Source organism: Pseudomonas sp. Tri1, assembly GCF_017968885.1.
GTDB lineage: Bacteria > Pseudomonadota > Gammaproteobacteria > Pseudomonadales > Pseudomonadaceae > Aquipseudomonas.
Genome location: NZ_CP072913.1, coordinates 524,096 through 545,817, shown reverse-complemented (window position 1 = coordinate 545,817; position 21,722 = coordinate 524,096). Strand labels below are relative to the sequence as shown.

Genomic DNA, 21,722 nt, shown 5'->3' with positions numbered 1-21,722 from the left:
GTGAGCGAACTCATTCGCGTACCTGACATCGGCAGCGGTGAAGGTGAAGTAATTGAACTGTTTGTGAAGGTCGGCGACCGTATCGAAGCCGACCAGAGCATCCTGACGCTTGAATCGGACAAGGCCAGCATGGAAGTGCCTGCGCCGAAGGCCGGTATCATCAAGAGCCTGAAAGTGAAGCTGGGCGACCGCCTGAAAGAAGGCGACGAACTGCTGGAGCTGGAAGTCGAGGGCGCCGCTGCGGCGCCTGAAGCGACGGCTCCTGCTGCCGCCCCGGCGGCGGCTGAAAAGCCTGCCGCTGCTGCACCGGCTGCCGCGGCAGCTCCCGCCCCGGCCGCTGCGCCTGCCGCTGCCACGGTCCAGGACATTCATGTTCCGGACATCGGCTCGGCGGGCAAGGCCAAGATCATCGAAGTACTGGTCAAGGTCGGCGATACCGTCGAAGCCGACCAGTCGCTGATCACCCTGGAATCCGACAAGGCCAGCATGGAAATCCCGTCGCCAGCCGCCGGTGTGGTGGAAAGCGTCGAGATCAAGCTGGAAGACGAAGTGGGCACCGGTGATCTGATCCTGAAGCTGAAAGTGGCCGGTGCTGCCGCACCTGTCGCACCAGTCCAGGCCGATGCACCGGCTGCCAAGACCGAAGCTGCTCCGGCACCGGCCGCTGCCGCGCCTGCTGCCAAGGCTGAGGCGGCTCCAGCCCCTGCCGCCGCGCCTGCGCCAAGTGGTGCCAAGGTGCACGCCGGTCCTGCGGTACGTCAGCTGGCCCGTGAATTCGGCGTCGAGCTGTCTGCCGTCGGCCCGAGCGGCCCACACGGCCGCGTGTTGAAAGAAGACGTGCAGGCTTACGTCAAGGCCATGATGCAGAAGGCCAAGAACGCACCGGCCGAAGGCGCCACCGGCGGCGCAGGTATCCCGCCGATCCCGGCGGTGGATTTCAGCCGCTTCGGCGAAACCGAAGAAGTGGCCATGACTCGCCTGATGCAAATCGGCGCGTCGAGCCTGCATCGCAGCTGGCTGAACATTCCGCATGTGACTCAGTTCGACCAGGCCGACATCACCGAGCTGGAAGCTTTCCGCGTGGCACAGAAAGCCGTGGCGGAAAAGGCCGGCGTGAAGCTGACCGTACTGCCGCTGCTGCTCAAGGCGTGCGCACATCTGCTCAAGGAACTGCCGGACTTCAACGCCTCCCTGGCCCCAAGTGGCAAGGCTGTGATCCGCAAGAAATACGTACACATCGGCTTTGCCGTCGACACCCCGGAAGGCCTGCTGGTACCGGTCATCCGCAACGTCGACCAGAAGAGCCTGCTGCAACTGGCTGGCGAAGCCGCTGCCCTGGCTGAAAAGGCCCGGAACAAGAAGCTCACCGCCGACGACATGCAGGGCGCCTGCTTCACCATCTCCAGCCTCGGTCACATTGGCGGCACCGGCTTCACGCCGATCGTCAACGCGCCGGAAGTGGCGATCCTGGGTGTCTCCAAGGCCACCATCCAGCCGGTCTGGGACGGTAAAGCTTTCCAGCCGAAGCTGATGTTGCCGTTGTCGCTGTCCTACGATCACCGTGTGATCAACGGCGCCGCCGCTGCACGCTTCACCAAGCGTCTGAGCGACCTGTTGGGCGACATCCGCACCATCCTGCTGTAACACCGGGCGGCCCTCCCTTGCGGAGGGCCATTCGGACCACCGTTTTCCGAGCGCCACGCTCGTACCTCAACCCCGCCCGTTTGGCGGGGCTTTTTTTGCCTGAAATTCAAGTCGAACATCATGGAGGTGTGGGTATGCCGGCCTCATCGCGAGCAAGCTCGCTCCCACAGGGGCCTCATTTATTGCAAGTACGATGTGCAGCACCGCAAATCCATTGTGGGAGCTAGCTTGCTCGCGATAGCGGAACAACGCGGCAATTTTCCTACCACACAAGTTTTAAATGACTACGCCTTCTATTAGCCATTACCCACAACTTGCGCCCACTTCCCTATCAATATTTATGGCTCACCGGGCTTTAGCATCAAACCGCCGAGGCAACTTGATACTTGCACCCAATAAAAACTTCGAATGGATTCGAATATGTTCACACCTACCGTCGGCCCTATTGTCGGCCACACAACAACTGATCACGCACGGATATTCCTGCGCGGCGACCATGACAACAATCTGGCATTCGCCGGCATTCGTTATAGACGCCAGGGTGATACTGCCTGGTCGAAAGGGCACTTCGTGCAACTCAAGGCCTACCGCGACATGACCGATGTCATCGTCTTGCAAGGCCTTCAACCCGACACCACCTATGAATACCAGGCAGGCTGGCTCAGCCCCTTAAGCCCAACCCATACCGTGGAAACGGTTCAGGAACTGCCGCTGCAATGGCCCAGGAAAACCTACCATCTACGCACGCAGCCCCGTGAAACCAGTACGCCACGCGCTTATATCGTGGGCTCTTGCCGTTACTTGCGAATCACTCGCGGCGTCCCGCTGCTTCCCGGACTGGGAGACCGCACTTTTGCCGGTATCAACCGTGTCGTGGAGCAGGCCGACCCGCCGATCAATGCTGTCTTGATGACCGGCGACCAGATTTATCTGGACGATTTGAATGTCATTGCTCCGGACCGAAACTATAAAAACATTCTCTTTAAATACCGTACCGCCTTTACCCAGCCGCACATCAGAAAGTTAATGTCCTCGGTACCGACTTACATGATCCTCGACGACCATGAAATCGAAGACAACTGGCCAGCCAATAAAACCGGCAATGACGAAGTGTTGTATGCGAATGCCATGAGTGCTTATTCGCTTTACCAGGCCAGCCATAGTCCCGCCCATGAACTTTCAAGCGCGGGTACATTCAATAAATCATTGAAACGCTACTGGTATCTCGTTACCCACGGCGATATTGAATGGTTCGTCACCGACAGCCGGACGCAACGCAACCTGGCGGCGGATGATCGACGCATCCTGGACGATGAACAGGAACAGACCCTGCTCAAATGGCTTATCCACAGCCCCGCCCGGGTCAAATTCGTCGTGACCAGCGTCATGTTCTTCCCTGACAGCAAACGCAATGACGGGGACGCCTGGCAGGCCTTCGCGAAACAACGTCTTCGCCTGCTGGAAACCATTCGCAACCAGGGGATCAAAAACGTGATTTTCGTATCCGGCGACGTCCATGGCTCCATGACCAGTCGCCTGTACCACAGCCAGGATCCTGATTTCGAGGTCAACACCGTCGTTTCCTCGCCGTTTTACAACAGCAAATTGCTGCCGTTTGCAAAAGCCTCGGATTTTATTTTTGACCTACCCCTGGCCCGGACTGAGCACGGTGAATATCACTATGCGCTCACCAGCCCGGTGGTCAGCCAGGACAACTTCGCTCGCCTGCATGTCGCGGCGCAGAGCGTTCAAGTCATCTTCCACGACCGCGACGGCCACCCATTGCAAACGGTCGATATCCCATTGCGCTGACGGGTGGTATAACCCCCCATGCCCTCTGATCGGCTGGCAACTGCAGAAATCCCCCTGTCGGCCGATATAAGGTTTATAGCACTTGGCCTTCATCTCTCTTGTCAGCCAGTGCCGCAATGATGCAACCTTGCCGCAGTCCGTAATAACAAGGGCGTCAGCCCGGCGCGATCAGCATTTTCGAAGCGAGTTTCCTCATGAAAAGCCAACCCGATGCCGCCAGCCGTATGGCGGCCGAGGTAGTGACGCAGTTACCGGTGCCCTCGCGGCTCGGCATGCTGCGTTTCGAACGGCTGAATGAAGCAAGCTGGGCGCTATTGTTCCTCGACCCCAACTGCGAACGTTACTTCGGCCTGCCGGCAGTAGAGCTGTGCTCGCTGGTCAGCGCCCCCTATGCCAGCCTGATGGAGCCCGAAGCGCGCTATCAACTGCACGACGCGATCCAGCAACAACTGGCCCAGTCCTCGCATTACCAGATCCGCTATACGCTTCATACCACCAAGGGCCCCATGAACCTGCTGGAAACGGGTGAAGCCTACAAGCAGCACACCCGCCATCTGTTGCGCGGTTACCTGCTGGTGGTGGACGGCTTGCTGCAAAGCGGACCGTCGATGCCGTCCCTGGACCTGGAAACCCAGAACTCGCGCCTGCAGATCGCCCTGGAATTGAACCAGCGAGCCCAGCAAGAGCAGCTCCAGCATCTGGACCGGGTGCGCGCCCAACAAGACCTGATCCTGCTGCTGACCCGTCAGCGCTACAGCGCTAACAATTCGCTGCACGAAGCCGCCGAACTCATTACTCGCAGCGCCTGTGATATCTACCAGATCGACTGTGCCAGCATCTGGGACTTGGTAGACGGCAAGCTGGTGCCGATTTCGGCCTTCAGCCGCGGCTCCCAGGAATACTTCCTGCCGGACGTGATCGACGTCACCCAGTATCCCGATTACATGGAGGCGCTGCAGACCTGTCGCGCCATCGACGCCCACAATGCGATGCGCGACCCACGCACCCGGGAACTGGCCGAGAACCTGCGCGCCCGCGACGTCAACGCCATTCTCGACGCCAGCATTCGTATCGACGGCCAGGTGGTCGGCGTATTGTGCCTGGAACAGGTGGGCGTCACCCGCGCCTGGCAATCGGACGAAATCGCCTTTGCCGGTGAACTGGCCGACCAGTTCGCCCAGGTAATCAACAACCACAACCGACGAACCGCGACCAGCGCCCTGCACTTGTTCCAGCGCGCCGTGGAGCAGAGTGCCAACGCATTCCTGCTGGTCAATTGCGACGGCGTGGTGGAGTACGTCAACCCGAGCTTCACCGCCATCACCCAATACTCCACCGAAGAAGTCCACGGCCAGCGTCTGTCGGAGCTGCCAGCCCTGGAGAACCTCAGCGAGCTGCTGTTCGACGCACCGTCGGCCCTGGCCCAGAGCAATAGCTGGCAGGGGGAGTTCAAAAGCCGACGCAAGAACCTGGAACCTTACTGGGGCCAATTGTCGATTTCCAAGGTCTACGGCGATAACCGCGAACTGACCCATTACATCGGCATCTACGAAGACATCACCCAGACCAAACTGGCCCAGCAGCGCATCGAGCGCCTGGCCTACACCGACAACCTGACCAACCTGGGCAACCGCCCAGCGTTCATCCGCAACCTCGATGAACGCTTCGCCCGGGACAGCAATTCGCCCATCAGCCTGCTGCTGGTGGACATCGACAACTTCAAGCGCATCAACGACAGCCTCGGCCACCAGACCGGTGACAAGCTGCTGATCAGCCTGGCCCGACGCTTGCGCAACAGCCTGAGCCCAAGCGGCAGCCTCGCACGGTTCGCCAGTAATGAATTCGCCGTGTTGCTCGATGACACCGACCTGGAGACCGGGCAACAGGTCGCCAGCCAGTTGCTGATGACGCTCGACAAACCGATGTTCGTCGATAACCAGTTGATCAGCGTGACAGGCTCCGTGGGCCTGGCCTGCGCGCCGCTGCACGGCCGTGATCCTCAGACGCTGATGCGCAACGCCGGGCTTGCCCTGCACAAGGCCAAGGCCAATGGCAAGCATCAGGTCCAGGTCTTCACCGAGGCGCTGAATGCCGAGGCCAGCTACAAGCTGTTTGTGGAAAACAACCTGCGCCGCGCCCTGACTCAGAACGAACTGGACGTGTTCTACCAGCCCAAGCTGTGCCTGCGCAGCGGCCGCCTGCTGGGCATGGAAGCGCTGTTGCGCTGGAACCATCCGGAGAAGGGCATGATCCGCCCGGATCAGTTCATCAGCGTGGCCGAAGAAACCGGCCTGATTATTCCCATCGGTAAATGGATCGCCCGTCAGGCCTGCCGCATGAGCAAGCAATTGACCGCCGCCGGCCTGGGCAACCTGCAAGTGGCCATCAACCTGTCGCCCAAGCAGTTCTCCGACCCGGACCTGGTCGCTTCCATCGCCAGCATCCTCAAGGAAGAGCAACTGCCAGCCCGCCTGCTGGAATTGGAGCTGACCGAAGGCTTGCTGCTGGAAGCCACCGAAGACACCCACTTGCAGCTCGATCAGCTAAAGCGACTGGGCCTGACCCTGGCCATGGACGACTTCGGCACCGGTTATTCATCCCTGAGTTACCTGAAAAAATTCCCGATCGACATCATCAAGATCGATCGTAGCTTCATCCATGAGATCCCGGACAACCAGGACGACATGGAAATCACCTCCGCCGTGATCGCCATGGCCCACAACCTGAAACTCAAGGTCGTGGCCGAAGGCATCGAAACTGCCCAGCAACTGGCCTTTCTGCGCCGTCACCGCTGCGACGTCGGCCAGGGCTACCTGTTCGACCGCCCGATTCCCGGCGCGGAGCTGGTCGAGAAGCTCAAGCGTTACCCCCGCGGGCCGCTCGTCTGACGGCAACTTATAGCTCGAACCGGCGTTTCTAAGGCACACTGACGGTCTTATTCACTCAACTCAATCTGACTGAGAGGACTGATGATGGTCTTGCGCTCGGAAATTCTGGTGAACAAAAACGTGCTCCCTACTCAAGAACAAGCTTTGCCTGGCCGCGAAACTCCAATGACCGTGCCGGAAAAACACTTCGTCCACGACGCACCACTGCTCGGCCCATTTGCCATGGACGTGGATTTCGCGATCTTCGGCCTGGGCTGTTTCTGGGGTGCCGAGCGCAAGTTCTGGCAGCGCGAAGGCGTGGTCAGTACCGCGGTGGGTTACGCCGGAGGTTTTACGCCGAACCCGACGTATGAAGAGGTCTGCTCAGGCCTTACCGGCCACAGCGAAGTGGTACTGGTGGTCTACGAACCGGCAAAGGTCAGCTACGAGGAGCTTCTGAAGATGTTCTGGGAACTGCACAACCCGACCCAGGGTATGCGCCAGGGCAATGACATCGGCACCCAATACCGTTCGGTCATCTATGCCACCAACCCGGCACAACTGGCGGCGGCCAAGCACAGCGAGCAAGTGTTCCAGGCCGAGTTGACCAAGGCTGGCAAAGGCACCATCACCACCGAAATCGAAGAGGCACCGACGTTCTACTTCGCCGAGGCCTATCACCAGCAATACCTGGCGAAGAACCCCGAAGGTTATTGCGGGATTGGCGGGACAGGCGTGACTTGCCCGATCTGACTTTTGCCGCTGAAAAGCTTCGCGAGCAAGCTCGCTCCCGCAGGTCCGGTGGCGAACACAAATATTGCTGATGCCTCAAAACCAATGTGGGAGCGAGCTTGCTCGCGATGGCGTCCTTCCAGACGCCATCCAATGCTGATCAGCCTTCAGCAATCAACCAATCCATCTGCCACCCACCCTGGGTCTGCCCAAGTTTTTTCGACAGCCACGGCAACAGCTCACGCAACTCTTCCTCCAGCCCCCATGGCGGATTGGCAATCGCCAGGCCGGAGCCGTTCAGGCTGTTGGGCGTCGCCAGCGGGTGCACCAGCAGCTCCACCCGCAACAATTTCGGCGCCCCCGTGCCGGCCAGGTCCTGGTAGAAGCGGCGCAACATCCGCTGGTCCTTCACCGGGTACCAGATGGCAGCCACTGTCTGGCGCATCCGGCCAATGGCCTCCTTGAGCGAAGCGGCGCAGCGCTGCATTTCGTCAAGCTGCTCGAAGGGCGGATCGATCAGCATCAGGGCTCGCTTCTCCGCCACCGGCAGCAGCGCCCGCGACACATGCCAACCTTCACCCAGGTGCACCGCCACGCGACGGTCACCTTTCATGTTGTCCTTGAGCAACACACCGTCTTCAGGGTGTTTCTCATTGAGCAGCACCCGGTCCTGCGGCCGGGTCAGGCGCCGCGCCAGCTCCGGCGAACCCGGGTAGTAGCGCAACTGCCCGTCCGGGTTCATCTCGTGCAGCACCTTCATGTAATCGGCGGTCAACGGCGGCAGATTGCCCTCGCCCCACAATCGTGCGATGCCTTCCAGGTACTCACCGGTACGGTTGGCCTGGTCACCCTGCAAGTCGTACAACCCGATGCCCGCATGGGTATCGAGGTAGGCGAAGGGTTGCTCCTTGCGCGACATCAAGGCGATGAGGCGGGTCAAGGTCAGGTGTTTGAACACATCGGCGTGATTGCCGGCGTGGAAGGCGTGGCGATAATTCATGGCGGCTCCTGCGAAGGGCGACGAGTTTACCTCGAAGCGCGTCGGACGTCAGGCGTTCGCAGCCCGGCGGACAGGCCACAATCAGCCCAGCTCTCGCGCCAGATACGCCAGCAATGGCGCCTTTGACGCCTCAACCGGCTCCGATCGCTCAAGAAAGTAGGCAATCTTGCAACGCAGGACGCTGTCGTCGACCCGCTCGAACAAATACGGATGCTCTTCGCCCAGCCAAGTGAGCAAGTTATCCAACAGACAGTCCGTCGGCACCTCGGCCATTGTCTCCAACAGCGCGACGGGTACTTGCCACCACGGAAAAGCCCGGGCCGCCCGCTGGGCATTCCCCACGATCTCAAGGGATTGCCCGTTGATCAGGCAGCGCGTGATGACCGGCAAGAGTTGCCCGGCCTCCACCTCCGTCGACTGCAGGATCGACCGCATAAAGCGCCCATCCCAAAACCGCAGGAAGACCGGCTTGCCGCCCGGCAACAACACTTGCGTGAGCCCCCGCAAATGTTCGGCAAGGGTCTGCTGGCTCACACACGAAACCGCCAGCCAGCCCCAATCGAGCGAGTCGGTGGCGGCTATCCAATCAAGAAATCCGTTGTCCACGCTAACAAGCCCTACATAGGGCATGACCGATTCCCATTCGGCGTATGGCGTGTCGGCCCAGATCGGGCTCGCCTCCGAGTTCATCGAGCGCTTCCAGGCCGACAACACCCCGGCGCTACTGGCATTGCTGAAGATGACGAAAAGTTGCTCGCCGGCCTGCAAAGGATGGTCCTCAAGCCAGGCGCGGGGAGATTGACCGCTGTTCATGGTCGCTCCTGGATATCGACAGGTTTGCGAAAGACCGATGGCGCTACGCAGACGCCGCTTCTGCAACGTTCACACTCCTCGCAGAACGGCGCCGAGCCCTGGAAACTGAGGATTTGCGCGAGGGAAAGCGCAGGCAGCGCAGCGACCCGCTTCTCGGCACTGCCTGGAACGCCGGATGCCGCACTCATGACCGCCATCGGCGCCCCACCGACCTCGATCGGCACGCTGCTGGAGATCCCGCCGGCCCCGATGTTGATCCAATGACCGCCAGCCTGGAGGGTCACACTGGCACCCGCCTCCAATACCACGTGTTGGCCGGCGCTGACATGAAACTGTTGGCTGGCACTCAGCACCTGGCTGCCGACACGAATATGCCGCTCGCCACTCACCAGCAGATGATCATCCTGCCGGACTTCAGCCCGGCGCCGACCATGGGTAAGGCGCTGTTCATCGGCCTTGAGCTCGTGTCGCGCCGTACCGGTGACGACAATGCTGCGCTCATGGTCGACCTGCACCCGCTGGTCGTGCAGCACATGCTGGGTCCAGTTTCGCTGGGCCCTCAGGTAGATCTCCTCGGCACCCTTGCGATCCTCGATGCGCAGTTCGTTGTAACCTCCCCCGCCAGGGCTGCTTCGGCTGCGCAACAGGCTGCGGGTCTTGTCCGCCGGCAAGTCCAGCGGCACCGGGTTGGCGCCATTGGGCAGGCAACCCACCACCATCGGCTTGTCCACGTCACCGTCGATGAACCCGACCAGGACTTCCATGCCAACCCGGGGGATCATCACCGCGCCATAGTGATCGTGGGCCCAACCGGAGGCCACACGCAGCCAGCAGCTGGAATGTTCGTCGTGTTTACCGTCGCGATCCCAGGCCAACTGCACCTTGACCCGCCCGAACTCATCGCAATGGATCTCGCTGTCGACCGGCCCGGTCACCACCGCCGACTGATAACCATGGGCCCGAGGCTTTTCGTGATACAGGGGTGGCCGAAAGAACACATCCCAAGGCGTGGCGAGAAAGGTATTTTTGTAACCCTGGAATTCATCCGGGACGGCACTGGCGACTTCTTCCAGCACCTGCGGTTGACGGCCATGATGGTCGACACGCGTCAGGAGCCAGAGATCATTCCATTGCTCCCGAGGATGTTCCCTGATGCACATGAAATGTCCGCTGACGAAGGCGCGTTCATCGCTACTGCCCTCTGCCACGCGGTAGTCGGCGCCATGGCGCTCAAGGGCGCGCCGAGTCAGATACATGCCGTCGTCACGGGCAGAGAAACCGCCGGGATAGCGATAGTCCTCAAGGGCAGGACGCTGCCGATTATCCAGGTGCGTTTCCAATAACAAGCCGGGCTTGCGGAAGTCGTAATCGCGCAACGTCACGGCAGTGCTGCGGGTCTGGAGCCGCACCGCCAGGCGCTTGATTGCCGGCTCGTCGGCGACCATGCCGCTGTCCGGCAGGTACAGCGTCGATTCGGGCAGGCGGGGAAACACCGTCTGGTCGTCACCGAACACCAGCAGATGGCCGTCAGGGCGGTGCCTGAAGTGGTAATGGATACCGACTTCGGCGCAAATCCGCTCGATGAAGGCCAGGTCGCTTTCGCCATACTGCACACAATATTGGCGCTCGGGGTACTGCCCGCCAAGCGTGAACTGGCAGGCATCCGCCAGGATCCCGTGTTCCTTCAACACCCGGGCGACAATATCGGGCACGCTCAGGTGCTGGAAAATCCGCTGATTGATGCGATGGCGCAGGTAGGCCAGGCGGGGCACCAGGCTTATCTGGTAACGGGTCAGGCGCTTGCCCGAATCCCCCTGGGTTGCGCTATAGACCTGACCGTGTATGCCACCTTCCCCTTCACCGAAACCCAGAAATGACTGGCGATGCAGGAGTTCTTCCAGTGCCAGGTCAGACCGCTCACTGACCAGCTCCAGGTCAAAACGATAGGGTTGACTGATAGCTTCCGTACCCTTGAACTCAAGCACCTTGAGCTCATTCGGTCCGCTGTCGAGCGTCAACGTGAAACGCGGTTGGTTGGCAGGCGGGAACATCCGATGTGCCTCTGCAAAATGGAGGCGGGGGATTGTGCATGAGCCCCATGGAAAGCTGATCAACCGTCATGAAAAACAGATTTGCCTTACACCCAAGAAGATAAAGGCATGCGGTATCCGCTGTGTTTTCCGACAGACATTCCTTGCGTGACGGCAAACTGAAGTCGCCGCACGAACAATCAGCAACTTCCTACACATTGACGGGCTCGGGACTGCAACTGGCCGTGCTAACGTTCTTTCGTCGCAAAAAGCAAAGGACGCACCAATGACGATCCGTTACGCAAAAATCGCAATGATTCTGGCGCTCGCAGCGTTCGCCTTCCTGACTGTGTTCAACAACGTCACGGACTACAGCTCCAACTTCAATTTCGTCCATCACGTGCTGAGCATGGACACCACATTCCCCGACAATTCCGCCCGATACCGGGCCATCGATCAACCCTGGATGTGGCATGGCGCCTATTGGCTGATCATCTTCGGCGAAGCGCTGACAGCGGGGCTTTTGGGTTACGGCGCAGTGAAGCTGTGGCAGGCACGCCGGGCCGAGGCCTCGGTGTTCGCCCGTGCCAAGGGGTGGGCCGTTGCCGGTCTGACAGTGGGCTTCTTCGTCTGGTTTTTCGGCTTCATGGTCGTCGGTGGGGAATGGTTCCTGATGTGGCAATCAGAAATCTGGAACGGCCAGGATGCCGCGTTCAGGTTCTATATGGCAATTTTGGGCGTGTTGATCTTTCTCAACCAGCCTGACACCCACACGAAGTGACATGAGGAATGACGGAGAGGATCGCAAGTACCAGCAGATCCTTTCCAGCAAAACCAAAAATTCTCTTACCAATAACTTCATATAAAAAACAACATTAAAAACTGTCAGGACTGACAGCTTCAAAAAAAGCAAAAAAAGAAATGATCGACAGCACGATTCACTGGCTGCCAAGCCTACCCATATTCAAAAAAAGCTAAAAAGATCACAACACTTAGGAGCGCACCATGAAGCCCTCTTTGTTCGCCGCTACATGTCTGATGATTTTGTTTGATCTTTGCCCCCTCGCAGAAGCCCAATTGATTTGGGATGGAGACGCCGCCAATCCTATTGGTAAAGAAAAAATATTTGGGAATGCCGTGAGCGAATGTCCGGCTCCCTCCAGCATCACCGTGATAGACGATACGGTCCGAGGCAAGTCCTGGTTATTCCATAAGAGTTCCGGCGAACCCCGCTGCGAAGCGCGCAATATCAGGACCGGTGCCAATCACACCCTCTATAGATTCGAAAAAAATAAAACCTACTTCATTGGCTGGTCATTCAAACTGAATGACACCCAGAGCAATCATCACCCGTTCCAGTGGAAGTCCTATGAAACGGGGTATCAACAAAACTATCCATTCCTGATGAGCGCCAAGGACGGCAACCTGAGGCTTTTCTATTACGGCACACCAGCCGAGACATCCGGCATTATCTGGAGCAAACCCATTGAGCCGTTCAAATGGTATTGCCTTGTCTTGGCCATACATACCTCCAATCAATCGAGCAGCGGCTGGGCGGAGCTATGGTTCGATGGTCAAGCACAGGCATTCAGCAATGGCCAGGAACGTTTTTTCGGAAGAACCTGGGACGGCACGAACATAGGCGCGAACGAACCTAAATGGGGCGCTTATAACAAACATCAGCCAGGCGTCATGGAGGATGTAAAAACCTATATTTCCGGCCTGAAGATAGGCACCACATACGACGATGTCAGACAGGCATGCGACTGATATGTGCTGCGAAGGGCGGACTGCGGAACCAGACGCTTTACCCCAGCCAGGCCCCCGACTGATATCCCATAAAAAACGGCCCGCCTCCAGTGGAGACGGGCCGTTTTTATTGACACCTTCAGCGAGCCATCCAGGCCTCGCGGAAGATCTTACTGGTTCAGGCGAAAATCTTTCTCGGCCGCATCGAAGCGCTGCAGCATACCGGCGGTAGGCGAACCCATCTTGCTGACGAGGTAGATGGCCAGGCTGGCGAAGATGAAACCCGGGATGATTTCGTACAGACCCAGCAACGAGAAGTGCTTCCAGACGATCACGGTGATCGCACCCATCAGGATGCCGGCCAGCGCGCCGTTACGAGTCATGTTCTTCCAGATCACGGAAATCAGGACAACCGGGCCGAAGGCGGCACCGAAACCAGCCCAGGCGTAGCTCACCAGGCCCAGTACGCGGTTTTCCGGGTTGGCAGCCAGGGCGATGGCAACCAAGGCCACCAGCAGCACCATGGCGCGACCGACCCAGACCAGTTCCAGCTGTGAAGCGCTCTTGCGCAGGAAGGTCTTGTAGAAGTCTTCAGTCAGGGCGCTGGAGCACACCAGCAACTGGCAGCTCAGGGTGCTCATCACCGCCGCCAGGATGGCCGACAGCAACACGCCGGCAACCCATGGGTTGAACAGGATTTTCGCCAGCTCGATGAACACTCGCTCAGGGTTATCGGTCACGGGACCGGCCACGTCGGGGTGTGCCGAGAAGTAAGCGATACCGAAGAAGCCAACGGCCACGGTGCCACCCAGGCAGAGGATCATCCAGGTCATGGAGATGCGACGGGCGTTGGCGATGGACTTGACCGAATCAGCCGCCATGAAACGCGCCAGGATGTGCGGTTGGCCGAAGTAGCCCAGGCCCCAGCCCATCAGCGAGATCACGCCGATGAAGGTGGTGTTTTTCAGCATATCGAACGACGTAGGATCTTTTGCTTCGATCGCCAGGAAAGTGGTGTCCACGCCGCCAGTGGCCAGCAACACGATGATTGGCGTAAGGATCAACGCGAAGATCATCAGGGTGGCTTGTACGGTGTCGGTCCAGCTCACGGCCAGGAAACCACCGACGAAGGTGTAGGCAATGGTCGCTGCTGCACCGGCCCACAGCGCTGTCTCGTAGGACATGCCGAAGGTGCTTTCGAACAGACGGGCACCGGCCACGATGCCGGAAGCGCAGTAGATGGTGAAGAACACCAGGATCACCACTGCCGAGATGATCCGCAGCACACCGCTCTTATCTTCGAAACGGCTGGAGAAGTAGTCCGGCAGCGTCAGTGCATCGCCGTTGTGCTCGGTCTGTACCCGCAGGCGACCGGCCACGAACAACCAGTTCAGGTAGGCACCGGCGATCAGGCCGATGGCAATCCAGCTTTCCGACAGGCCGGACATGTAGATCGCGCCGGGCAACCCCATCAACAACCAACCGCTCATGTCGGAAGCACCGGCAGACAGTGCCGTCACGACGCTACCCAGGCTGCGACCGCCCAGGATGTAATCGGAAAGGTTATTGGTGGAGCGATAAGCCATCAGCCCGATCAGGACCATGGCTGCGATGTAGATCACAAAAGTGATCAAGGTGGGATTACTTACACTCATGAGTTACGCCCTGGCTTTGTTTTTATGTAGCGGTGGCAGTTGAAAGCGCCGACAACACAGAGGCTGTAGCGACGATTTGCAGTCCCGCGAATTTATGACTGATGTTTCCCCAGGAAAGCCATCAGCCGATGCCCCTCGGCGGACAGCCGGTTGCACCTTGGCCGCGAATGCTATTCAACAAATCAAATAAGGTGCAACCAGTTTCGCTCGAATAAGTTGCACCTGATCGGTTTTATCGCAAAACCTGTGCTTCTTGCCCCCTTTTAGTGCAGTTTCCAGCACTCAGCTGGCAGCCAAAGCACTAAGCCGGTGCAGGATCAACCGAACAGCATTCGCTTCCGGATGAGCTGCCTGTCATTTCGAGAAAAAAAGGGTTGCACCCGGTTGCACCTCAATCATCCCACAGCTAATCTTGCCGCCAGCTGATGCCACGCGATACGTGGTAAACATGAGGATAAAAATATGGCTACCACCACCCTTGGGGTCAAACTCGACGACCCGACCCGCGAACGCCTCAAGGCGGCCGCGACCTCGATTGATCGCACACCGCACTGGCTGATCAAACAGGCAATTTTCAATTACCTGGAAAAACTCGAGGGTGGTGCAACCCTGACCGAGCTGAACGGTTCGCCCCGCGTCGACAGCGATGACGCCGGCGACGTCCAGGTCGACCACGCCCACCAATGCTTCCTGGAGTTTGCCGAGAGCATCCTGCCGCAGTCGGTTCTGCGCGCCTCCATCACCGCCGCTTACCGCCGCCCAGAGCCGGAAGTGGTGCCGATGCTGATCGAACAGGCACGCCTGCCAGCCGAAATGGCCGAAGCCACTAACAAGCTGGCCGCCTCGATTGCAGAAAAGCTGCGTAACCAGAAAAGTGCCGGTGGCCGTGCCGGTATTGTTCAGGGCCTGTTGCAGGAATTTTCCCTGTCGTCCCAGGAAGGCGTGGCACTGATGTGCCTGGCCGAAGCGCTGCTGCGCATCCCGGACAAAGGCACCCGCGACGCACTGATCCGCGACAAGATCAGCACCGGCAACTGGCAACCGCACTTGGGCAACAGCCCATCGCTGTTCGTCAACGCCGCCACCTGGGGCCTGTTGCTGACCGGTAAGTTGGTCGCTACCCATAACGAAGCCGGCCTGACCTCCTCCCTGAGCCGGATCATCGGCAAGAGCGGCGAGCCGATGATCCGCAAGGGCGTCGACATGGCCATGCGCCTGATGGGCGAGCAGTTCGTCACCGGCGAAACCATCGCCGAAGCCCTGGCCAACGCCAGCAAGTTCGAAGCCAAAGGCTTCCGCTATTCCTACGACATGCTGGGTGAAGCCGCACTCACCGAACATGACGCCCAGAAGTACCTGGCCTCGTACGAACAAGCCATCCATTCGATCGGCAAAGCGTCCCACGGCCGTGGGATTTATGAAGGTCCGGGCATTTCCATCAAGCTCTCGGCTCTGCACCCGCGTTACAGCCGTGCCCAGTACGAGCGTGTGATGGAAGAGCTGTACCCGCGCCTGCTGTCGCTGACCCTGCTGGCCAAGCAATACGACATCGGCCTGAACATCGACGCCGAAGAGGCGGACCGCCTCGAACTGTCCCTGGACCTGCTGGAGCGCCTGTGCTTCGAGCCGCAACTGACCGGCTGGAACGGCATCGGCTTCGTGATCCAGGCGTACCAGAAGCGTTGCCCATACGTGATCGACTACGTCATCGACCTGGCGCGCCGCAGCCGTCATCGCCTGATGATCCGCCTGGTGAAAGGCGCGTACTGGGACAGCGAAATCAAGCGCGCCCAGGTCGAAGGCCTGGAAGGCTACCCGGTCTATACCCGCAAGGTGTACACCGATGTTTCCTACATCGCCTGCGCGCGCAAATTGCTGTCGGTGCCGGAAGTCATCTACCCGCAGTTCGCTACGCACAACGCCCATACCCTGGCAGCCATCTACCATATCGCCGGCCAGAACTATTACCCGGGCCAGTACGAGTTCCAATGCCTGCACGGCATGGGCGAACCGTTGTATGAACAAGTTGTAGGCAAGGTTTCCGAAGGCAAGCTGAACCGTCCGTGCCGCGTATACGCACCAGTCGGCACCCACGAAACATTGCTGGCTTACCTGGTACGTCGCCTGCTGGAAAACGGCGCGAACACCTCGTTCGTCAACCGTATCGCCGACCAGTCCATCTCGATTCAGGAGCTGGTGGCCGATCCAGTGGCCAGCATCGAGCAGATGGCGACGCTGGAAGGCGGCTTCGGCCTGCCACACCCACGTATTCCGCTACCTCGCGACTTGTACGGCAGCGACCGCGCCAACTCCAGCGGCATCGACCTGGCCAACGAACATCGTTTGGCTTCGCTGTCCTGCGCCTTGCTGGCCACTGCCCATAACGATTGGAAAGCCGTGCCGATGCTCGGCTGTGCCGCCAGCGAAGAAACTCCGGCAGCGGTGTTGAACCCGTCCGATCATCGTGACGTGGTCGGCCATGTGCAGGAAGCCACGATCACCGACGTCGACAACGCCATTCAGTGCGCCCTCAACGCCGCGCCGATCTGGCAGGCCACCCCGCCAGCCGAACGCGCCGCGATCCTCGAGCGTGCCGCCGACCTGATGGAAGGCGAGATCCAGCCACTGATGGGCCTGTTGGCCCGCGAAGCCGGCAAGACCTTCGCCAACGCCATCGCCGAAGTACGTGAAGCCGTGGATTTCCTGCGCTACTACGCGGTGCAGGCCCGCAACGACTTCACCAACGACGCCCACCGCCCACTGGGCCCGGTGGTCTGCATCAGTCCGTGGAACTTCCCGTTGGCGATCTTCAGCGGCCAGGTGGCCGCTGCCCTGGCCGCCGGTAACCCGGTATTGGCCAAGCCTGCCGAACAGACGCCATTGGTTGCCGCACAAGCAGTGCGCCTGATGCTCGAAGCCGGCATTCCGGAAGGCGTGCTGCAACTGCTGCCGGGCCGTGGCGAAACCGTCGGCGCCCGCCTGGTGGGTGACGACCGGGTTAAAGGCGTGATGTTTACCGGTTCCACCGAAGTCGCTCGCCTGTTGCAGCGCAACATCGCCGGTCGCCTGGACAACCAGGGCCGTCCGATCCCGCTGATTGCCGAAACCGGCGGCCAGAACGCAATGATCGTCGACTCCTCGGCGCTGACCGAGCAAGTGGTCATCGACGTGGTGTCCTCGGCCTTCGACAGTGCCGGCCAACGCTGCTCGGCCCTGCGGGTGCTGTGCCTGCAGGAAGATTCCGCCGACCGCGTCATCGAAATGCTCAAGGGCGCCATGGCTGAATCACGCCTCGGCAACCCCGAGCGCTTGTCGGTAGACATCGGCCCGGTGATCGACGCTGAAGCCAAGGCCGGCATCGAGAAACACATCCAAACCATGCGTGACAAAGGTCGCACCGTGTACCAGATGGCCATCGCCGACAGCGACGAGTGCAAGCGTGGCACCTTTGTGATGCCGACCCTGATCGAACTGGAAAGCTTCGACGAGCTGCAACGCGAGATCTTTGGCCCGGTGCTGCACGTGGTGCGTTACAAGCGCAAGGAGCTGGATCAGTTGATCAGCCAGATCAACGCCTCCGGCTATGGCCTGACCCTCGGCGTGCACACCCGTATCGACGAGACCATCGCCAAAGTGGTCGACAACGTCCATGCCGGCAACGTCTACGTGAACCGCAACATTGTCGGGGCCGTGGTCGGTGTACAGCCGTTCGGTGGTGAAGGCCTGTCGGGCACCGGCCCCAAGGCGGGCGGTCCGCTGTACCTGTACCGCCTGCTGTCGACCCGTCCAACCGATGCCATCCAGCAATCCTTCGTGCGTGGCGACGCCCTGACTGCGCCGGACCTGCGTTTGCGCGATGCCATGAGCAAGCCGCTGACGGCCCTGCAAGCCTGGGCCGACAGCCAGAAGCTGGCCGAACTGAGCGCCCTGTGCGTGCAGTTCGCCGCCCAATCGCAAAGCGGTATCACCCGGACCCTGACCGGCCCGACCGGCGAGCGCAACAGCTACGCCATCCTGCCCCGCGAGCACGTGCTGTGCCTGGCGGACGTGGAAGGCGATCTGCTGACGCAACTGGCGGCCGTGCTGGCCGTAGGTGGCTCGGCCGTGTGGCCGGAAACCGACACCAGCAAAGCCTTGTTCGCACGCTTGCCGAAGGAGATTCAGGCACGCATCCAGCGAGTGGCCGACTGGGCCAAGGACGACGTGCTGTTCGACGCCGTCCTGCACCACGGCGACTCGGACCAACTGCGCAGCGTTTGCCAGCAGGTGGCCAAGCGCGCCGGCGCCATCGTTGGAGTGCACGGTTTGTCCCAGGGTGAAACCAACATTGCGTTGGAGCGCTTGGTGATCGAGCGGGCGTTGAGCGTCAACACCGCTGCGGCGGGTGGTAACGCCAGCCTGATGACCATCGGCTAAGCGAGGGATTAGCTGAGCATCTGCAATAGATGCTCAGCCCCCTATCCTGTGGGAGCGAGCTTGCTCGCGATAGCGGTGGTTCAGTCAGGAATGTTGTCGACTGATCCACCGCTATCGCGAGCAAGTTCGCTCCCACATTCGATTAGCAGCGCCCTCACTCCTCCATCACCCAAATCAATCATCCTGTTCAGCCTCTATTCCCACGCCTAGACTCGGCCCATTCCAAAAAAAGGTAGGCCGCCATGTCCGAGACGTTGCTCAGTTCCCGCAATCTGGCTTTCGAGCTGTATGAAGTCCTTGATGCCGAGGGCCTGACCCAGCGCGAGCGGTTTGCCGAACACAATCGCGAAACCTTCGACGCGGCCCTCGGCACGGCCCGCAGCATCGCCGAGAAATTTTTCGCCCCGCACAACCGTAAGAACGATGAAAACGAACCGCGCTACGAGAACGGCCAGGCGATTCTGATTCCAGAAGTGAAGCCGGCAGTGGATGCTTTCCTCGAGGCCGGTTTTCTCAACGCCGCGCGCAGCTTCGACGCCGGCGGCATGCAACTGCCGACGTTGCTGTCCCAGGCCTGCTTCGCGCATTTCCAGGCGGCCAACGCCGCTTCCACCTCTTACCCGTTCCTGACCATGGGCGCGGCGAACCTGATCGAAAGCTTCGGCAGCGAGGAACAGAAGCAACGCTTCCTGCAACCGATGATCGACGGGCGTTTCTTCGGCACCATGGCCCTGACCGAGCCTCACGCGGGCTCTTCGCTGTCGGATATTCGCACCCGTGCAGAGCCGGCGCCTGACGGCAGCTATCGGCTCAAAGGCAACAAGATCTTCATCTCTGGCGGCGATCATCCGTTGTCGGAAAATATCGTGCACATGGTCCTGGCGAAACTGCCGGACGCGCCGCCTGGCGTTAAGGGTATTTCGCTGTTTATCGTGCCCAAGTTCCTGGTCAATGACGACGGCAGCCTCGGCCAACGCAACGATGTGCTATTGGCCGGGTTGTTCCACAAGATGGGCTGGCGCGGCACCACCTCCACGGCGCTGAATTTCGGTGACAACGGCGAATGCGTCGGTTACCTGGTAGGAAAACCGCACCACGGCCTGAGCTACATGTTCCAGATGATGAACGAGGCACGGATCGGTGTCGGCATGGGCGCGGTAATGCTGGGTTACGCCGGCTACCTGTATTCCCTGGAATACGCCCGCGAGCGTCCCCAAGGACGGGTGCCCGACAGTAAGGACCCGACCACTGCCCCCGTGGCGATCATCCAGCACGCCGACGTACGCCGCATGCTGCTGACCCAGAAGGCCTACGTCGAGGGTTCGTTTGACCTGGGCCTGTACGCCGCGCGACTGTTCGACGACACCACCACCCTTGAGAGCGAAGTCGAGCGCCGGCGCGCCCATGAGCTGCTGGACTTGCTGACCCCCATCGTCAAATCCTGGCCCTCGGAGTTCTGCCTGAAGGCCAACGAGCTGGCGATCCAGATTCTCGGCGGCCACGGCTACACCCGCGAATACCCGGTGGAGCAGTATTACCGCGACAACCGCCTGAACCCGATCCACGAAGGCACCCACGGCATCCAGTCCCTGGACCTGCTAGGGCGCAAACTGGCACAAAACGGCGGCGCCGGGCTCAAGCAACTGATCCGCCTGGTGGCCGACACCAGCGAACGCGCCCAGGCCCATGAATCACTGACGTCGTTGCGCCAGCCGCTGGAAGCCCTGGTAGCGCGCCTGCAAACGGTCACCCTCGGCCTGCTGACGGACCTGGGCCAGGGCAAGGTCAACAGCAGCCTCGCCAACTCGGCGCTGTACTTGAAGGTGTTTGGGCACATGGTGATTGGCTGGCGCTGGCTGGAACAGGCGATTCGCGCCGAGGAAGGCTTGGCCAAGGGGAATGCGGCGGACAGCGACTTCTATAAAGGCAAGCTGCAAGCGGCGCGCTACTTCCTGACCTGGGAAGTACCGGGTTGCCACCATGAGTTGGACCTGCTTGAGGCGCGGGATGATACGTGCCTCGGGATGCGGGATGAGTGGTTCTGATCCAGCTTTGGTGGCGCGGCTGCAACCCAATCGCGAGCTTGCTCGCTCCCACAGGGGATTCCCGGTGAACACAAAACCTGCGTTCACCACCGATCCACTGTGGGAGCGAGCTTGCTCGCGATAGCGGTGTTTCAGCCAACACACAGGTAGCCGTGCTGACGCCATCGCGAGCAGGCTCGCTCCCACATAAGCCACACAGTCAACATTCGCTAACGGTTTCAGGCCTGCTGGATCGTCTTGGAAATCACCTCGACCGTGGCGCTGACTTGCTCTTGATAACGGTCGAGTTCCGCTTGATGAACCTTTTGCATTTCGATCTGTTGCGAGCACAGGTTCATCGCTGCCAGTACCAGCAGGCGATCACCGATCAGCGTCGGGTATTTCCTCTTGGTGTCGGCCAGGGCGGCCTTGAGCATCGATGCGGCGTCCAGCAGGGCCTGTTCCTGCCCGGCCGGTGCCTTGATTGAATAGTCCTCTCCCAGGATCGAGATGACTGTCACCCCATCAGCACCGTGCTTCATGCGCTGACAGGACCGGTGCTGGCGCGCTCGATCAGGGCCTGGATACGGGCGGCGGTGGCGCCGTGCAGTTCTTCCTGCTCCATCAGGCTCAGTTGCAGGCTTTCGTTTTCATCCTTGGCCCTGGCAAGTTCCGCGCTCAGGGTTTCGTTCTGGCCAGTGAGATGACGGTTCTGTTGCACCAGGTCGTTGACCAGTTGCTCCAGCTGGCTGAGGGATGCTTCCAACATATTGATTTCCAGGCTTTTTCAAGGGGCGCGTACGATAAAGAAAAGTCACTGCCAATACCACGCTTTACCGGGCGGCAGTGCTTTTGCGGCGAGTTTTAGAGACTGCGTATGGGGAATCTGGTTCCGACCCTTCGTCGCACCGCGGTCTTTGCTCAGTGACAAAAGCACAGGGTGCCCTCAAGACTTTAGTCGTATGACCGATAAGTCAGGG

Annotated in this window: 14 protein-coding genes; 8 read left to right on the top strand and 6 right to left on the bottom strand. The window is 60.0% G+C overall.

Annotated features, from left to right (window positions below; translation table 11 throughout):
• The 4 genes from aceF (at position 1) to msrA (ending at position 7,076) form a co-directional block, all read left to right on the top strand.
• The gene (gene aceF / locus J9870_RS02370) at positions 1-1,644 is read left to right on the top strand and encodes a dihydrolipoyllysine-residue acetyltransferase (protein WP_210642537.1); all 1,644 of its coding nucleotides are present in this window, start codon (positions 1-3) and stop codon (positions 1,642-1,644) included.
• A gap of 420 nt (positions 1,645-2,064) precedes the next feature.
• Positions 2,065-3,456 carry an alkaline phosphatase D family protein gene (locus J9870_RS02365; RefSeq protein ID WP_210642536.1) on the top strand — a complete coding sequence of 464 codons (1,392 nt, stop codon included), beginning with the start codon at positions 2,065-2,067 and terminating at the stop codon, positions 3,454-3,456.
• Positions 3,457-3,650: 194 nt separating this feature from the next.
• Positions 3,651-6,344, top strand: coding sequence for a GGDEF and EAL domain-containing protein (locus tag J9870_RS02360; protein ID WP_210642535.1), 2,694 nt, complete (start codon positions 3,651-3,653; stop codon positions 6,342-6,344).
• Between the two features lie 84 nt (positions 6,345-6,428).
• Complete coding sequence (gene msrA / locus J9870_RS02355; RefSeq protein ID WP_210645078.1) at positions 6,429-7,076, top strand: peptide-methionine (S)-S-oxide reductase MsrA; 648 nt, start codon at positions 6,429-6,431, stop codon at positions 7,074-7,076.
• A gap of 139 nt (positions 7,077-7,215) precedes the next feature.
• Here the strand turns inward: msrA and rlmJ are convergent, their stop codons facing one another.
• The 3 genes from rlmJ to tssI form a co-directional block, all read right to left on the bottom strand.
• Positions 7,216-8,055, bottom strand: coding sequence for a 23S rRNA (adenine(2030)-N(6))-methyltransferase RlmJ (gene rlmJ, locus J9870_RS02350; protein ID WP_210642534.1), 840 nt, complete (start codon positions 8,053-8,055; stop codon positions 7,216-7,218).
• Between the two features lie 81 nt (positions 8,056-8,136).
• Entirely contained in the window at positions 8,137-8,868 is a 732-nt protein-coding gene (locus tag J9870_RS02345; RefSeq protein ID WP_210642533.1) for a DUF4123 domain-containing protein, read from the bottom strand.
• On the bottom strand, positions 8,865-10,919 hold the full coding sequence (tssI, locus tag J9870_RS02340; RefSeq protein WP_210642532.1) for a type VI secretion system tip protein TssI/VgrG: 2,055 nt from the start codon (positions 10,917-10,919) through the stop codon (positions 8,865-8,867). The genes J9870_RS02345 and tssI overlap by 4 nt, the downstream gene beginning before the upstream one ends.
• Before the next feature lie 265 nt (positions 10,920-11,184).
• On the opposite strand from tssI, the gene J9870_RS02335 reads away from it, so the two are divergent.
• The gene (locus J9870_RS02335; protein WP_210642531.1) at positions 11,185-11,679 is read left to right on the top strand and encodes a DUF2165 domain-containing protein; all 495 of its coding nucleotides are present in this window, start codon (positions 11,185-11,187) and stop codon (positions 11,677-11,679) included.
• 224 nt (positions 11,680-11,903) lie between these two features.
• Positions 11,904-12,668, top strand: a complete 765-nt coding sequence (locus tag J9870_RS02330) for a heparin lyase I family protein (protein ID WP_210642530.1) — start codon at positions 11,904-11,906, stop codon at positions 12,666-12,668.
• A gap of 149 nt (positions 12,669-12,817) precedes the next feature.
• Here the strand turns inward: J9870_RS02330 and putP are convergent, their stop codons facing one another.
• Entirely contained in the window at positions 12,818-14,302 is a 1,485-nt protein-coding gene (putP, locus tag J9870_RS02325; protein ID WP_210642529.1) for a sodium/proline symporter PutP, read from the bottom strand.
• 462 nt (positions 14,303-14,764) lie between these two features.
• Between putP and putA the strand changes: the two genes are divergently transcribed.
• Positions 14,765-18,718 carry a trifunctional transcriptional regulator/proline dehydrogenase/L-glutamate gamma-semialdehyde dehydrogenase gene (gene putA, locus J9870_RS02320; protein ID WP_210642528.1) on the top strand — a complete coding sequence of 1,318 codons (3,954 nt, stop codon included), beginning with the start codon at positions 14,765-14,767 and terminating at the stop codon, positions 18,716-18,718.
• A gap of 242 nt (positions 18,719-18,960) precedes the next feature.
• Complete coding sequence (locus J9870_RS02315; protein WP_210642527.1) at positions 18,961-20,763, top strand: acyl-CoA dehydrogenase; 1,803 nt, start codon at positions 18,961-18,963, stop codon at positions 20,761-20,763.
• 218 nt (positions 20,764-20,981) lie between these two features.
• On the opposite strand, the gene J9870_RS02310 is transcribed toward J9870_RS02315, so the two are convergent.
• On the bottom strand, positions 20,982-21,284 hold the full coding sequence (locus J9870_RS02310; protein WP_210642526.1) for a cell division protein ZapA: 303 nt from the start codon (positions 21,282-21,284) through the stop codon (positions 20,982-20,984).
• Positions 21,281-21,511: a hypothetical protein gene (locus J9870_RS02305; protein WP_210642525.1), complete on the bottom strand. Its 231-nt coding sequence runs from the start codon at positions 21,509-21,511 to the stop codon at positions 21,281-21,283. The genes J9870_RS02310 and J9870_RS02305 overlap by 4 nt, the downstream gene beginning before the upstream one ends.
• Between the last annotated feature and the right edge of the window lie 211 nt (positions 21,512-21,722).

Excerpts from the sequence above, each read along its gene's own strand:
- J9870_RS02335 (WP_210642531.1), top strand. The coding sequence starts at position 11,185 with ATGACGATCCGTTACGCAAAAATCGCAATGATTCTGGCGCTCGCAGCG.
- msrA (WP_210645078.1), top strand. The coding sequence starts at position 6,429 with ATGGTCTTGCGCTCGGAAATTCTGGTGAACAAAAACGTGCTCCCTACT.
- putA (WP_210642528.1), top strand. The coding sequence starts at position 14,765 with ATGGCTACCACCACCCTTGGGGTCAAACTCGACGACCCGACCCGCGAA.
- J9870_RS02365 (WP_210642536.1), top strand. The coding sequence starts at position 2,065 with ATGTTCACACCTACCGTCGGCCCTATTGTCGGCCACACAACAACTGAT.
- J9870_RS02305 (WP_210642525.1), bottom strand. The coding sequence starts at position 21,511 with ATGTTGGAAGCATCCCTCAGCCAGCTGGAGCAACTGGTCAACGACCTG.
- rlmJ (WP_210642534.1), bottom strand. The coding sequence starts at position 8,055 with ATGAATTATCGCCACGCCTTCCACGCCGGCAATCACGCCGATGTGTTC.
- J9870_RS02330 (WP_210642530.1), top strand. The coding sequence starts at position 11,904 with ATGAAGCCCTCTTTGTTCGCCGCTACATGTCTGATGATTTTGTTTGAT.
- J9870_RS02310 (WP_210642526.1), bottom strand. The coding sequence starts at position 21,284 with ATGAAGCACGGTGCTGATGGGGTGACAGTCATCTCGATCCTGGGAGAG.
- J9870_RS02360 (WP_210642535.1), top strand. The coding sequence starts at position 3,651 with ATGAAAAGCCAACCCGATGCCGCCAGCCGTATGGCGGCCGAGGTAGTG.
- J9870_RS02345 (WP_210642533.1), bottom strand. The coding sequence starts at position 8,868 with ATGAACAGCGGTCAATCTCCCCGCGCCTGGCTTGAGGACCATCCTTTG.
- putP (WP_210642529.1), bottom strand. The coding sequence starts at position 14,302 with ATGAGTGTAAGTAATCCCACCTTGATCACTTTTGTGATCTACATCGCA.
- J9870_RS02315 (WP_210642527.1), top strand. The coding sequence starts at position 18,961 with ATGTCCGAGACGTTGCTCAGTTCCCGCAATCTGGCTTTCGAGCTGTAT.
- tssI (WP_210642532.1), bottom strand. The coding sequence starts at position 10,919 with ATGTTCCCGCCTGCCAACCAACCGCGTTTCACGTTGACGCTCGACAGC.